General features: G+C 72.6%; 7 protein-coding genes. 5 read left to right on the plus strand and 2 right to left on the minus strand.

Annotation, left to right across the window (positions count from 1 at the left end; translation table 11 throughout):
- The first annotated feature begins 13 nt into the window (after positions 1–13).
- From IF20_RS16450 to IF20_RS16460, 3 genes are all read left to right on the plus strand, one after another.
- On the plus strand, positions 14–3094 hold the full coding sequence (locus tag IF20_RS16450; RefSeq protein ID WP_052865899.1) for an endo-alpha-N-acetylgalactosaminidase family protein: 3081 nt from the start codon (positions 14–16) through the stop codon (positions 3092–3094).
- 116 nt (positions 3095–3210) lie between these two features.
- Positions 3211–4404 (plus strand): C45 family autoproteolytic acyltransferase/hydolase, encoded by a 1194-nt coding sequence (locus tag IF20_RS16455; RefSeq protein WP_052865900.1) that lies wholly within the window; start codon positions 3211–3213, stop codon positions 4402–4404.
- Positions 4405–4507: 103 nt separating this feature from the next.
- Positions 4508–5422, plus strand: coding sequence for a MurR/RpiR family transcriptional regulator (locus IF20_RS16460; RefSeq protein WP_052865901.1), 915 nt, complete (start codon positions 4508–4510; stop codon positions 5420–5422).
- 40 nt (positions 5423–5462) lie between these two features.
- On the opposite strand, the gene IF20_RS16465 is transcribed toward IF20_RS16460, so the two are convergent.
- Positions 5463–7490 carry a glycoside hydrolase family 35 protein gene (locus tag IF20_RS16465; protein WP_110944233.1) on the minus strand — a complete coding sequence of 676 codons (2028 nt, stop codon included), beginning with the start codon at positions 7488–7490 and terminating at the stop codon, positions 5463–5465.
- Positions 7491–7787: 297 nt separating this feature from the next.
- Between IF20_RS16465 and IF20_RS16470 the strand changes: the two genes are divergently transcribed.
- On the plus strand, positions 7788–8678 hold the full coding sequence (locus IF20_RS16470) for a helix-turn-helix domain-containing protein (protein ID WP_052865902.1): 891 nt from the start codon (positions 7788–7790) through the stop codon (positions 8676–8678).
- Between the two features lie 100 nt (positions 8679–8778).
- On the opposite strand, the gene IF20_RS16475 is transcribed toward IF20_RS16470, so the two are convergent.
- Complete coding sequence (locus IF20_RS16475; protein WP_110944208.1) at positions 8779–10410, minus strand: MFS transporter; 1632 nt, start codon at positions 10408–10410, stop codon at positions 8779–8781.
- Positions 10411–11212: 802 nt separating this feature from the next.
- On the opposite strand from IF20_RS16475, the gene IF20_RS16480 reads away from it, so the two are divergent.
- Complete coding sequence (locus IF20_RS16480) at positions 11213–12817, plus strand: aldehyde dehydrogenase (RefSeq protein ID WP_110944209.1); 1605 nt, start codon at positions 11213–11215, stop codon at positions 12815–12817.
- The last annotated feature ends 297 nt before the right edge of the window (positions 12818–13114 follow it).

Raw genomic sequence — 13114 nt, forward strand, 5'->3', positions numbered from 1 at the left:
GAGGACAGTGCGCGTGAACGGACACACAGGTGACGGGCAAGGACCCAGCCGCAGGACCGTCGTCGCCGGCACCGCCCTCGCCGCCCTAGGCACCGCCCTGCCCCTCGGCAGCGGCACCGCGCACGCGGCCCCCCGGGCAGGCGAGGCCGTACTCCGCTCCGACCGCCTCCAGGTCCGCGTCGACACCGCCTTCCCCCGCGTCCTCGCCTACACCGACACCGCCACCGGCGCCGTCCTGCACGGCCAGGCCGAGCCCGTCACCGAGGTCGTCATCGACGGCACGGCGCACACCCCGAAGGTCACCGCACGGCCGGCGCACGACCGCATCGCCTACACCCTCGCCTTCGACGGCGGCACCGAGATCGGCGTCGAGATCGCGGCCGAGGGATGGCAGGTCCACTGGCGGGTCACGAAGATCGCCGACACCGCCGCGCTCCGCGTCGGCACCCTCCAGATCCCCGCCCTCGCATTGCTCAGTGTGCGCAGCGACCAGCCCGGCGCCACGCTCCTCGCCGCCCGCATCGAACTGGACAAGGCCAAGAGCGGCGACACCCTCGTCCGGGTCACCGACGACACCCCCGCCGACGCCGCGCCACTGGGCTGTGCGTACGCCGTGGTCGCCACCGACGAACTGGCCGCCGCGCTGGAGACCAACACCGTCTACGACAAGCCAGCCACCGCCACCACCTGGGAGAACGGCCGGCTCTGGCGGCAGACCGTACAGCGGGACGGCTATGTCGAGGCGCGCCTCGCGTGCGGCCAGTGGACGCACCGCGCGGCCACCGCACCCGTCACCGACACCGAGCCGCTGCCCTACGCCACCGTGATCCTCACCCGCGACCGCAACGGCGACGGCCGCGTCGACTGGCAGGACGCGGCCATCGCGCTGCGCGACATCATGGTGATGCCGCTGGGCGCCGACGAGCAGCACCTCCGCGTCGTCCCGCACATCCCCTTCAACTTCGCCAGCCAGGCCACCAACCCGTTCCTCGCCACCCTCGACCACGTCAAGCGGATCTCCCTCGCGACGGACGGGCTACGCCAGTTCACCCTCCTCAAGGGCTACCAGTCCGAGGGCCACGACTCCGCACACCCCGACTACGGCGGCAACCACAACACCCGCGCCGGCGGCCTCGACGACCTCAACACCCTGGTCCGCACGGGCAAGAAGTGGAACAGCGACTTCGCCGTACATGTGAACGCCACCGAGTCCTACCCCGTCGCGCACGCCTTCTCCGAGACCCTGGTCGACAAGACCGACGAACAGTGGGACTGGCTGGACCAGTCCTACCGCATCGACGCCCGCCGCGACCTGGTCTCCGGCGACATCGCCGCCCGCTTCCAGCGGCTCCGCGACGAGACCGACCCGGCCCTGAACACCCTCTACATCGACGTCTTCCGCGAGTCCGGCTGGAACTCCGACCGCCTCCAGCGCCACCTGCGCGACCAGGGCTGGCTGGTGACCACCGAGTGGGGCCACGGCCTGGAACGCTCGTCCCTCTGGTCGCACTGGGCGAACGAGACCGACTACGGCGGCGACACCTCCCGCGGCATCAACAGCAAGCTCATCCGCTTCCTGCGCAACCACCACAAGGACGTCTTCGCCGACAAGTGGCCGACGCTCCTCGGCGCCCCCCGCATGGGCAACTTCGAGGGCTGGGTCGGCAAGACCGACTGGCACGCCTTCTACGAGATCATCTGGCGGGACGCGCTGCCCGCCAAGTACCTCCAGGCGTACCCGATCAAGACCTGGACCGACCACGAGATCACCTTCGAGGGCCCCACCCGCACGACCGTCACCGACGCCGACGGCGGCAAGCGCCGCATCACCACCGACGGACGGCTCGTCTACGACGACGGCACCTACCTGCTGCCCTGGGAACCCCGCCGCGCCACCGACCCGCAGAAGCTCTACCACTACCACCCCCGCGGCGGCACCACGGCCTGGACGCTGCCGCGCGGCTGGCGCACCGGCACGGTGTACCTGTACCGCCTCACCGACCAGGGCCGCGCCGACGAGCAGCGGCTGCCCGTCAAGGGCGGCAAGGTCACGATCGAGGCCGCCGCGGGCGTCCCCTACGTCGTCCACCGGCGGCGGGCCGCGCCGCAGGAGGCACCCGGCTGGGGCGAGGGCACGCCGCTGGCCGACCCCGGCTTCCACTCGGGAAGCCTGGACGGCTGGCAGGTGAGCGGCCCCGCGACGGTCCGCGCCAGCGCGCTCGGCGACGACGAACTGGTCGTCGGCGCCGGCGCCGCGACCACGGTGGCCCGCCGCCTGCACCGCCTCGCACCCGGCACGTACGCGGCATCCGTCCAGGTCGAGGTCGGCGAGCGGGCGGGCGAACGGCGCCGCGCCGAACTCGCGGTCCGCACGGCCGACGGGATCACCGCGGTCAACTGGACCGAGACCTCCACGGCCGGCAACTTCGTCGCCGCCGACCGCAAGCACGGCACCCGCTTCCAGCGCATGTTCACCCGCTTCACGGTCCCGGAGGGCGGCGGCCCGGTGACGCTGTCCCTGAAGGCGGCGGCCGGACGGGCCCGCGTCCGCTTCGACAACGTACGCGTCGTGCCCGCCTCGCACATGACGAAGCCCGGCACCCTGGCGTACGAGGACTTCGAGCACGTACCGCAGGGCTGGGGCGTCTTCGTCAAGGGCGACGCGGGCGGCGCGACCGACCCGCGCACCCACATCGCCCAGCGCCACGCGCCCTACACCCAGCGCGGCTGGAACGGGAAGGCGATCGACGACGTCATCGACGGCAGCCAGTCCCTGAAGTCCCGCGGCGAGAACAAGGGCGTGGTCTACCGGACCGTGCCGCACACCGTCCGCTTCGCCCCCGGCCGCCGCTACCGGGTCACCTTCCGGTACGAGAACGAGAAGGCCGACCAGTACGCCTGGATCACCGCGGTCGACGACCCGGCGACCCGGGAACTGACCCGCGTACCGCTGCCCGTGGCCACCCGGCCCACCGTCCACTCCTACGAGTTCACCGCCCCCGAGAAGGGCGAGGCCTGGGTGGGGCTCCGCAAGACCGGGGACGACGGGACGGCGGAATACGTCCTGGACGGGTTCGAGGTACGGGAGGTGTGAGGGCCGGGGCGAAGCGAGTCGCGGCAGGGCGATGAAGGTGGTGCAATCAGAGTTGCGTAGAGTGTTCACATTGCAATTCTGTTGACGTTTCGAGAGCGTGGAAGGCGGACGGCGCGATGGGTGCGGAGGTCCAGGAGCAGGAGCTCGCCGGACTGCGGTGGCTGGTCCTCACCGGAGAACGGTCCGCCGTCTTCCGCACCCTCGGCGACACCACCCGCGCCGACATCCACGCCGTCCAGGACGCCCTGCCCGAGCGCGAAGCACTCCGCGCCCGAACCGCCGACGGCCCCGGCCGTGCACGCCTCGCACGCCTGCTGCACCGCACCGAGACGCACTGGCCCGTCCAGGTCGCCGAACTCCGCGACCTGGCCACCGGCGCCGGCCTGCCCTTCGACGACCTGCTCCGCGCCAACCTCCGCGGCGACCTCGGCACCGACGACGGCACCGGCTGCACCGACCTCGGCTGGCGCCGCACCCGCTCCCGCGTCGCCCACAACGAGGACGGCGCCCCCGCCCTCGACGGCCGGCTCATGCTCCTCACCCTGCGCATCGACGGCGAAGCCCCGGTCACCGTCCAGTGGTACCCGGGCTTCCTGCCCGCCAACACCTTCACCGCCACCGGCCACGGCCTCGTCTGGGGCATCAACCACATCCAGGTCGCCGCCCCGGCCGACGCACCCGGCCGCCACTTCGTCGCCCGCGCCATGCAGCAGGCCCGCACCCTCGACGAAGCCCTCCACCACCTCAGCACCCACGCCGGCGCCGGCGGCTTCGCCTACACCCTCGGCGAAGCCGCCACCGGCCGCGTCGCGGTCGTCGAGAGCGCCGCCGGCCGCACCGCCGCCCACGAAGTCGGAACGGGCGCACCGCTCCAGTGGCACACCAACCACCTCCGCCGCCTGCCCGCCGCCCTGGATGCCCCCGCCAACACTCTTGGTGACCTCCCCGGCGAGAGCCCGGTGGCTTCCCCTGGCGAGAGCCCGGTGGCTTCTGGCGAGAGCCCGGTGGCCGGACCGGCGACGCAGGCCGCCCGCAGCCTCGGCCAGTACGAGGAGAGCGTCGCCCGCGGCACCGCCCTCGACCGGCTCCCCCTCCCCGACACCGAACCCGACGCCGACTGGTTCCTCCAGGTCCTCACCGGCGCACCCCTCCCGCACGGCGTGCACCGCACCGCCGCCGGCACCGACCCCCTGATGACCCTCTGCACCGCCGTCGCCGACCTCACCGAGGACCGGATCACCGTACGCGGCCCGGACGGCCGCACCGCCGAGCTACCCCTGTCGTCCTACGCACGCGGCGAGACGAGCTGAGCGGTCACCACCGCTCCACCGCTCCACCGCTCCGCTGCTCCATCGCTCCGCTGCTCCATCGCTCCGCTGCTCCACCGCTTCACCGCCTGCAAGAATCGACGCCATGGCCCCCGCACCGTCGCACCCCCCGCACCCACCGCAGACCTACGGCGAACTCGTCGCCGCACTGCAGCGCCGCGCGGACACCCTGACCCGCTCCCAGCGCCTCCTGGCCGACCGGCTGCTCGCCGACCCCGAAGGCGTCGCCTTCATGACCGTCTCCGAACTCGCCTCGGCCGTCGGCGTCAACGAAGCCACCGTCGTCCGCTTCGCCGCGGGCCTCGGCCTCGACGGCTACCCGGGCCTCACCCGCCTCTGCCGCGCGCACCTCCGCGAACAGGCCCAGCTGCTCCGCCGCTACGACAACCTCGAACAGCTCGGCACCGACGACGGCGACCTCCTGGAACGCTCCGTCGCCCTGGACCGCGCCAACATCGCCCGCACCTTCGCCCGCATCCCCCAGGACACCTGGGACGCCGCGGTACGGGCTCTGGCCGAGGCGCCCCGCGTCCACGTCATGGGCCTCCGCAAATGCCACGCCCCCGCCTACCTCCTCGGCTACCTGCTGCGCATGCTCCGCGAAGAGGTCGCCACCGTGACGCCGGGCACCGGCACCCTCACCGACGACCTGCGCCGGGTCCGCGCGGGCGACTGCTTCGTCGCCGTCTCCATCCACCGCTACAGCGCCCAGACCGTACGCGCCGCCGCCTGGGCGCACGACCGCGGCGCCCACTGCATCGCCCTCACCGACAACCCGTCCTCCCCGCTCGCCGCCACCGCACAGCAGACCTTCTACGTGGACGCCGCCGGCCCCTCCGTCCTCCGCTCGGTCACCGCCTTCACCTCCCTGGTGCAGGCCCTGTCGGCCGGCGTCGCCCAGCTCCGCGGCCACGAAGTACGCGCCACCCTCCTCCAGGAGGAAGAGCTGATGGCCGAGTTCGGCGTGTACGCGGGAGAGGAGCGACCGGGGGCGGGATGAGGCGCCGCTCGCGGTGTGGTGACATGTGGACGGTGCGCCCTCAGGGCACCAGACGGGGTGCCTCGACGGAGGGCCCGTCCGTCCCCGGTCCGTCCGTACCCCGTCCGCTCGTGCCCGGGGCGGCTCCCTCCAGCTCCAGCACCAGCACCTCGTTCGCGCCCTCTCGCAAGCACGGCCCCGGCACGTACAGCGACCGCTGCGGCCCCGCCGACCAGTACCGACCCAGCGGGAAACCGCCCACCCACACGAACCCCCGCGTCCAACCCGGCAGTTCGAACATCGCGTCCCCGACACCGCCCGCCGGCACCACTACCGTCCCGCGGTGCAGACCCCGCGCTCCGGCACGCGGCGCCTCGAAGGCCAGCCTCGCGACCGCCGCCGCGTCCTCGACGGCGTCCAGCCGCAGCCCTTGGGCCCGTACGCCGTGCAGGTACTGCCGTTCGTGCAGCACCCCGCCCGTGATCCCCTTCGCCTCACCCAGCCGCGGCCCGTAATTGACCCGCCCCGACGACTCCACCCAGAGCTCCACCTCCGCCGGCCCCGCGACCGGACCGAGCACCGCCTCCTCGGTGTCCAGTACGGGCCCCGGCGCCCCGTCCACGAACGTCACCGCCCGGTCCCGCAACCCCCGGACCCGCAGCTCGTACGGCGCACGCGGCCCCGGCACCGACAGCCGGTACCGGACCACCCCGCGGTCCACGTCCAGTTCCTCGAACGTCGGCGGCGCCCCGGACCACACCTCGGGCCCGCCCAACCCGTCCAGTACCGCATCCATCGGCGCCCACCCCGTCAGCCGCACCTCCGCCGCAGCGGCCAGCACCGGCTGCGGCGCGGGTGGCGCCGGCACCGGCCCCTCCGCATACGGCGCCAGCACCTCCCGGAACCGCCAGAACTTCGTCGTCGGCCGGCCTCGCTCGTCCACGGGCGCGTCGTAGTCGTACGACGTCACCGTCGGCAGCAGCGCGCCGTCCTGCAGCGCACCGGCCCGGTTCGCCCCCGCCCAGCCGCCGAAACTCGTCCCGCCGTGCGCCATGTAGATGTTCACCGACGCACCGCACTCCAGGATCTCGGCCAGCGCCGCCGCGGCATCCGCCGCATCCCGTACGCCCCCCTCCCCGGCTTCCCCGGCCTCCGCGGTCTCTCCGGCTTCCGCGGCCTTCCCGGCCTGTCCTGCCACCGTGGCTTCCGCGGCCTTCCCGGCCTGTCCTGCCACCGTGGCCTCCGCGTCCTCCCCGCCCGGGCCCGTGTGCCAGTGGGAGAACCAGCCGCACCAGAACTCCATGCACATCAACGGCCCATCCGGCCGGTGCCGGCGCAACGTCGCGAACGCCTCCCGCGCCCCCGACCCGAAATTCACCGTCGCCGTCAGCCCCGGCACGCTCCCGCCCGTGAGCATGTGATCCTCCGGCCCGTCGGAGGTGAACAGCGGCACCGTCACCCCCAACGCCCGCAACCGGTCCGCCAGGTGGGCCAGATACCCCGCGTCCGACCCGTAGGAGCCGTACTCGTTCTCCACCTGCACCATGATCACGGGGCCGCCGCGGTCACACTGCCGCGGCACGACCTGCGGCAACACCGCCGCCAACCACCCGTCCACCGCCCGCAGATACCCCGGATCACGCGTCCGCACCCGCCGCCCCAGCGGCCCCGTCACCCAGTGCGGCAGCCCGCCGTTCTCCCACTCGGCACAGATGTACGGCCCCGGGCGGACGATCGCCAACAGCCCCGCCCGCCCGACGGCGTCCAGGAAACGGCCGAGCACCGCCAGCTCCCGGAACACACCGGGACGCGGCTCGTGCAGATTCCACGGCACGTACGTCTCCACGCAGTTCAGGCCCATCGCCCGCAACATCGCCAGCCGGTGGTCCCAGTACCCCTCGTGCACCCGGAAGTAGTGCAGGGCCCCCGACAGCAGCCGCACCGGCCGCCCGTCCAGCTCGAACTCCCCCTCCCCGACGACGAACCGCCGCCCCGCCGCCCGCCGCTCCGCATCCCCGGCCGTGTCCGCCACCGTGCCGCCCTTCCCCTCGCCCTCGCCGTGCCCCGACCCGCCGGGCCCCAGCCCCATCCCGAGCCCCGTCCCGAGATCCGTCCCGAGATCCGTCCCGTTCAGCACACCCTCTGGCGGTACGGCGGGTCCATGGACAAAGATCGGCATTGTTTGGACGGAGTTCGGACGGAGCACTCGCGCAACGCCAGCAGAACGCCTGCGGAGCACCCGCGCGACGGAGTTCCGTACGGCCCGTACGATCCGTACGGTCCATACGGAAGGACAGAGGACAGCCCGGAAAGGTGGCCTGGAGGCCTGGAACGGCAACCGGGTTCGGCGACCCGGGGAAGGCCGTGGCGAACGGGAGGAGCCCGCGTGTACCACACCTGGATGCGCTACTTCACGCCGAGCCCGGTCCACCACCGGCTCGGCCTCGTCTGCCTCGGCGTCGGCCTCCAGCACGGCACCCTGCCCGCCGTCGGCCCCCGCACCCTCGACCACCACGTCGCCGTCGTCATCCACGCGGGCAGCGGCTGGTACGCCACCCCCGACGGCGCCCGGCACCCGGTCACCGCCCCCGCCCTCCTCTGGCTCACGCCCGGCACCCCGCACCACTACGGCGCCGACCCCGACAGCGGCTGGGACGAAAGCTTCGTCGACTTCACCGGCCCGGCCGCCACCACCTACACCGAACTCGGCTACATAGAACCCGCACCGGGCCGGCCCCTCGTCCCCCTCGCCGACACCGCCGCCGCCCGCGCCGCCATCAGCCGCATCGCCCGCGCGGCCCGCCGCGGCAACCCCCTCCTGGAAGTCGAAACCTCCGCCGCCGTCCACGAACTGCTCGTCGCCCTCCGCCGCGCCCGCGCCGACACCGACGTAGACGGCGCCCCCGTTCTCCAGGCCCTCGCCCGCGACGCCTTCCTGCCGCTGTCCGTCGCCGAACACGCAGCGCGCCACGGCATGAGCCCCGCCGAACTCCGCACCGCCGTACGCCGCGGCGCCGGCTGCAGCCCCAAGGACTACCTCCTCGGCATCCGCCTCGGCCGCGCCAAGGAACTGCTCGCCGCCACCGAACTGCCGGTCGCCGCCGTGGCCCGCCGCGTCGGCTACGACGACCCGGCGTACTTCAGCCGCCTGTTCACCCGCAGAGTCGGCACCGCACCGGTGCACTTCCGCCGCCAACAGGGCCGCGCCGTACCGGGCGGCTGGTCCACTCGCATCCCCGACCCCGACAACCCCCCACTGGTCAGCGGAACGGGGTGAGCGGTAGCGCAGTACCGCGGTACCGCAACGCCGCAGCACCGTGGTACCGCATCGCCGCAGCACCGCGGTACCACAGCACCGCAGAGGCTTGCAGGGGTTCTCAGGGTGAGATCTTTTCGAGCGGCTGGTCGGTGGTCTCCTCGGCGAAGAACGCGGCGGCCAGCGCACCGACGAGGGCGACCCCGCCCAGCGTCAGAAAGACCGCGGAAACCTCCCCGCCGCCCGCGTAGATCGCACCGACCAGGACCGGGCCGAGGATCACCCCGAGCCGGTTGAGCGCCCCGCCGACGCTGCATCCCAGCGCCCGCATGCGCGTCGGGTACAGCTCGGGCGTGTACAGGTACAGACAGATGTTGGACCCGAAGAAGCAGACTGCGGCGAGCGATGTCCACACCAGTACCTGCACCGGCGTACGGGCACCGAGCGCGGCCAGCACGATCAGCAGGGCGGCCGCGCCACCGAGGAAGACCGCGAAGACCTTGCGCCGACCGATCACGTCGACCGTGAGCGCGACCAGCAGACACCCGAGGAAACCGGCGACCGAGGTGACGGTGGAGTACAGGAGCGAGTCGGAGAGCGACAGCCCGTACTGCTTGCCGTAGATCGTCGGCAGCCAGGACGTGATCCCGTAGTTCACGAAATAGCCGGTGAACCACAGCGTCCCGATGACCAGTGTCCGGCGCCGGTACCGACCGGTGAACAGGCCCTTCACGCCGGTCGCGGCGGCTTCGGCGGGGGTTGCGGGGGTTGTGGGATCGGTGGCCCGGCCGCTTCGGGCGGAGCGCCCGGGGGGCGAAGCCGATGTCGATACTCCGGCGCCGCCCGGCCCCGGCGTTCCGGTGGCGGTGGAGGTGGGCGCGGCGCCCGGCTCCGGTGCTCCGGTGGTGGTGGAGGCAGGCCTGGCGGCCGGTTCCGGCGTTCCGGTGGCGGTGGTGGGTGCGGCCGCCGGTTCCGGTGTTGCGGTGCGGGCGGGATCCGGGGTGCCGGTGAGGGCGGGGACCGGCGGCAGCGGGGCTCCGGTCGCCGCGACGACCTTCGCCTCGATCAGGTCCATCGTCGCCGCGGCCTCCCGCAACCGGCCGCGGTCGGCGAGCCACCGCGGCGACTCGGGAACGGTGCGCTGCACCAGTACACACAGCAGCCCCGGCACGGCGGCCACGACGTACATCCACCGCCAGCCCAGCGCCGGCACGATCCACGCCGCCGCCAGCGCACCCAGGGTGAGCCCGGCGGGAAAGACGAGCTCGTACAGCAGCACGAAGCGACCGCGCTTGAAGCTGCGGGTGATCTCGCTGATGAACGTCGCGGCGACCGGCACCTCACCCCCGATCGCCAGCCCCTGCACGAAGCGCAGCAGCATGAACGGCGACGCCGACGGACTCGCGGCCAGCGCGAGCGAGGCCAGCCCGGACACGCCGATGCAGATCGCGATGATCTTCACGCGCCCGATGCGGTCCGCCATCCGTCCCGAGAAGAGGGCGCCGATCAGCATGCCCAGGGAGCCGATGGTGAGGACGGCGGTGGCGTCGCCGTCCGTAAGGTGCCACTCCTGGCGTAGCTCCGGCATGGCGTACGCGATCAGCAACTGATCGAAGGCTTCGAAGAAGGTCACCACGCCGATGACGATGCGGACGGTGACGTGCCAGCGGGACAGGGGGAGACGTTCGAACCGAGCAGCGATGCCGGCGCGTAGGGCGTCGGTGTCACGGCCCGGTGATGCGTCGAGACTCATCCGGGTTTCCTCCATACCCGCACAGGGCGCGGGCGAGGGACAGGGGGGAGGTGAGAGGGGGAAGGGGCGCGCGATGTCATCCGGGGCGCTGGGGAAGTCCCGTACGACCCGACGTACGTAAGCACCTAAGCACGTAAGCGCCAAGTTTCTTAGGGCTTAAGTTCTATCGACACACAGGGTGTGCGCGTCAAGGGGTCCGGCGCCGCCAAATTTTTCCGCGGTGACTCTTGCGGGGCAGATATTTAAGCCCTTAGATTTCTGGCACTGAGAGACCCGGAAGGCGACGAGAACCCAAGCCGCCGCAACCGCAAGGCAGTCACCACCTCACCGACGCCCCACCGACCCTGCCCCACCCTCAGCCGCCTCCAGCCGCATCCCTCACGCCGCCCGTGCCACCAGCACACCTTCTGCGCAAGTTCCGCACCTCCCGGCCCTGCCCGGTCCTGCAGTGCCCTGCCATGCCCTGCTCTCGACCGTTGCCTCCGACCCTGCTCTTGGCCGTTGCCTCCGCCCCCGCTCTTGGCCGTCGTCCCCGACCCTGCTCTTGACTGTCGTCTCCGTCCTGCCGGCGACGCGCCCGGCCCACCCGTCTCTGTCGCCTCCCGTCCGCCCGCCTGTGCCGTGCCCCCTCCGCCCGCCGAGCCACGCACCACCAACGCCTGGGAACCCACCGATGCCTTCGACTCCAGAACCCGCGCCCCCCGCCACACCACCCACCCCGAAGCATGAGGCCCCCCTCGCGAACAACGAGGCCCAGAAGGACGCGGCCCGAAAGGTCGCGGCCCGAAAGGTCGCGGCCCCGATGGGCGAGACCCCCCTTCCAGGGAACGAGGCCACGAAGGCCGAAGTTCTCCCTCCGGGGAACAAGGTCCCGAAGGGCGAGGCCCCCTCCTTCGAAGACGACGCTCCGAAGAACGAAGTCGTCCCCCTCCCCGAGGACAAGGTGCTGGTCGCGGGGGAGTGGCGTCCCGGTCGTGGCGACACGATCACCACCATCGATCCGGCGACCGGCAACACCCTCACCACCCTCCGCGGTGCCTCACTCGCCGACGTCGGCGAAGCCGCAGAGCGCGCCGCGCGGGCCGCCGCCGACCCGGCCTGGCGCGACCTGCCGCCGCACGAACGCGCCCGCCTGCTCCACCGCATCGCCGCCCTCATCGAGGAGGCGGCCGACGACCTCTCCGCCCTGCAGACCGCCGACACCGGCAAGTCCCGTACCGAGACGCGGGCACTGGTGCACAGCGCCGCCGGCACCTTCCGCTACATCGCCGCAGCCCTGGAAACCGCCGAGGACGCCCTCACCCCCGCCCGCGGCCCGTACGTCACGATGAGCACCCACGAACCGATCGGCGTCATCGGCGCCATTACCCCGTGGAACTCGCCCATCGCCAGCGACGCCCAGAAACTCGCCCCGGCCCTCGCCGCGGGCAACGCCGTACTCCTCAAGCCCGCCGAGTGGACCCCCCTGGTCTCCCTCGCCCTGGGCCGCATCATCCACCGCGCCCTGATCGAGCACGACCTGCCCACCGGCCTGCTCTCCGTACTCCCCGGCCCCGGCCGCGTCATCGGCGACGCCATCGTCCGTCACCCGGTGGTCGGCAAGGTCACCTTCACCGGCGGCACCCGCACCGGCCGCACCCTCGCCCACGCCGCCGCCGACAAACTGATGCCGGTCTCCCTCGAACTCGGCGGCAAGTCACCTACCGTCGTCCTGGAGGACGCCGACCTCGAACAGGCCCTTGCTGGCGTGATGTTCGGCATCTTCTCCTCCAGCGGCCAGAGCTGCATCGCCGGCTCCCGCCTCTTCATCGCCCGCCCCCTGTACGACCACTTCCTCGCCGAACTCGTCGCCCGTACCCGGAAACTCCGCATCGGCCCCGGCACCGACCCGGCCACCCAGGTCGCACCCCTGGTCCACCACAAACATCGGGACGCCGTCGCGGCCTACGTCGACCTCGCCCGCGAGGAAGGCGCCCGCGTCCTGTGCGGCGGCGCCGTACCCGAAGGCGAGCAGTACCGCGACGGCGCGTACTACCTGCCCACCGTCCTGGACGGCCTGCCCAACTCCGCCCGCACCTGCCAGGAAGAGATCTTCGGCCCGGTCCTGGTCGCCCTCCCCTTCGACGACGAGGACGACCTGGTCACCCAGGCCAATGACAGCGTCTACGGACTGGCCTGCGGCCTGTGGACCAAGGATGCCGCCCGCGCCTGGCGCCTCGCCCGCCGCATCGAAGCCGGCACCGTCTGGATCAACACGTACAAGCAATTCAGCATCTCCACCCCCTTCGGCGGCATGAAGGACAGCGGCCTGGGCCGCGAAAAGGGCCGCGACGGCATCCGAGCCCACCAACGCCAGAAGTCCCTCTACTGGAACACCTCCCCCGACCCCCACCCCTGGGCAACCTGACCCCCATCCCGCGGCCGATCTTCACGCCATCACATGACACCAGGCCCCTCGACGCCACCCGAAGCACCGGAGCCCAGAGGCCGGAGGCCCGGAGCTCGAGGCCCGGAGCTCGAGGCCCGGAGCTCGAGGCCCGGAGCTCGAGGCCCGGAGCCCGAGGCCCGGAGCCCGAGGCCCTGAGCTCGGAGCCCGGAGCCCGGAGCCCGGAGGTTTCGGTCTCAATCAGAGGCCTGCGGTCTCCCGAACTTCCCCCCGGGGGGCCTCCCCCCCCGGCCCCCGCCCCACCCGCCTCCTCCACCC

The organism is Streptomyces niger (assembly GCF_000718305.1).
GTDB lineage: Bacteria > Actinomycetota > Actinomycetes > Streptomycetales > Streptomycetaceae > Streptomyces > Streptomyces niger.

Excerpts from the sequence above, each read along its gene's own strand:
- IF20_RS16455 (WP_052865900.1), top strand. The coding sequence starts at position 3,211 with ATGGGTGCGGAGGTCCAGGAGCAGGAGCTCGCCGGACTGCGGTGGCTG.
- IF20_RS16460 (WP_052865901.1), top strand. The coding sequence starts at position 4,508 with ATGGCCCCCGCACCGTCGCACCCCCCGCACCCACCGCAGACCTACGGC.
- IF20_RS16465 (WP_110944233.1), bottom strand. The coding sequence starts at position 7,490 with ATGGGGCTGGGGCCCGGCGGGTCGGGGCACGGCGAGGGCGAGGGGAAG.
- IF20_RS16475 (WP_110944208.1), bottom strand. The coding sequence starts at position 10,410 with ATGAGTCTCGACGCATCACCGGGCCGTGACACCGACGCCCTACGCGCC.
- IF20_RS16480 (WP_110944209.1), top strand. The coding sequence starts at position 11,213 with ATGGGCGAGACCCCCCTTCCAGGGAACGAGGCCACGAAGGCCGAAGTT.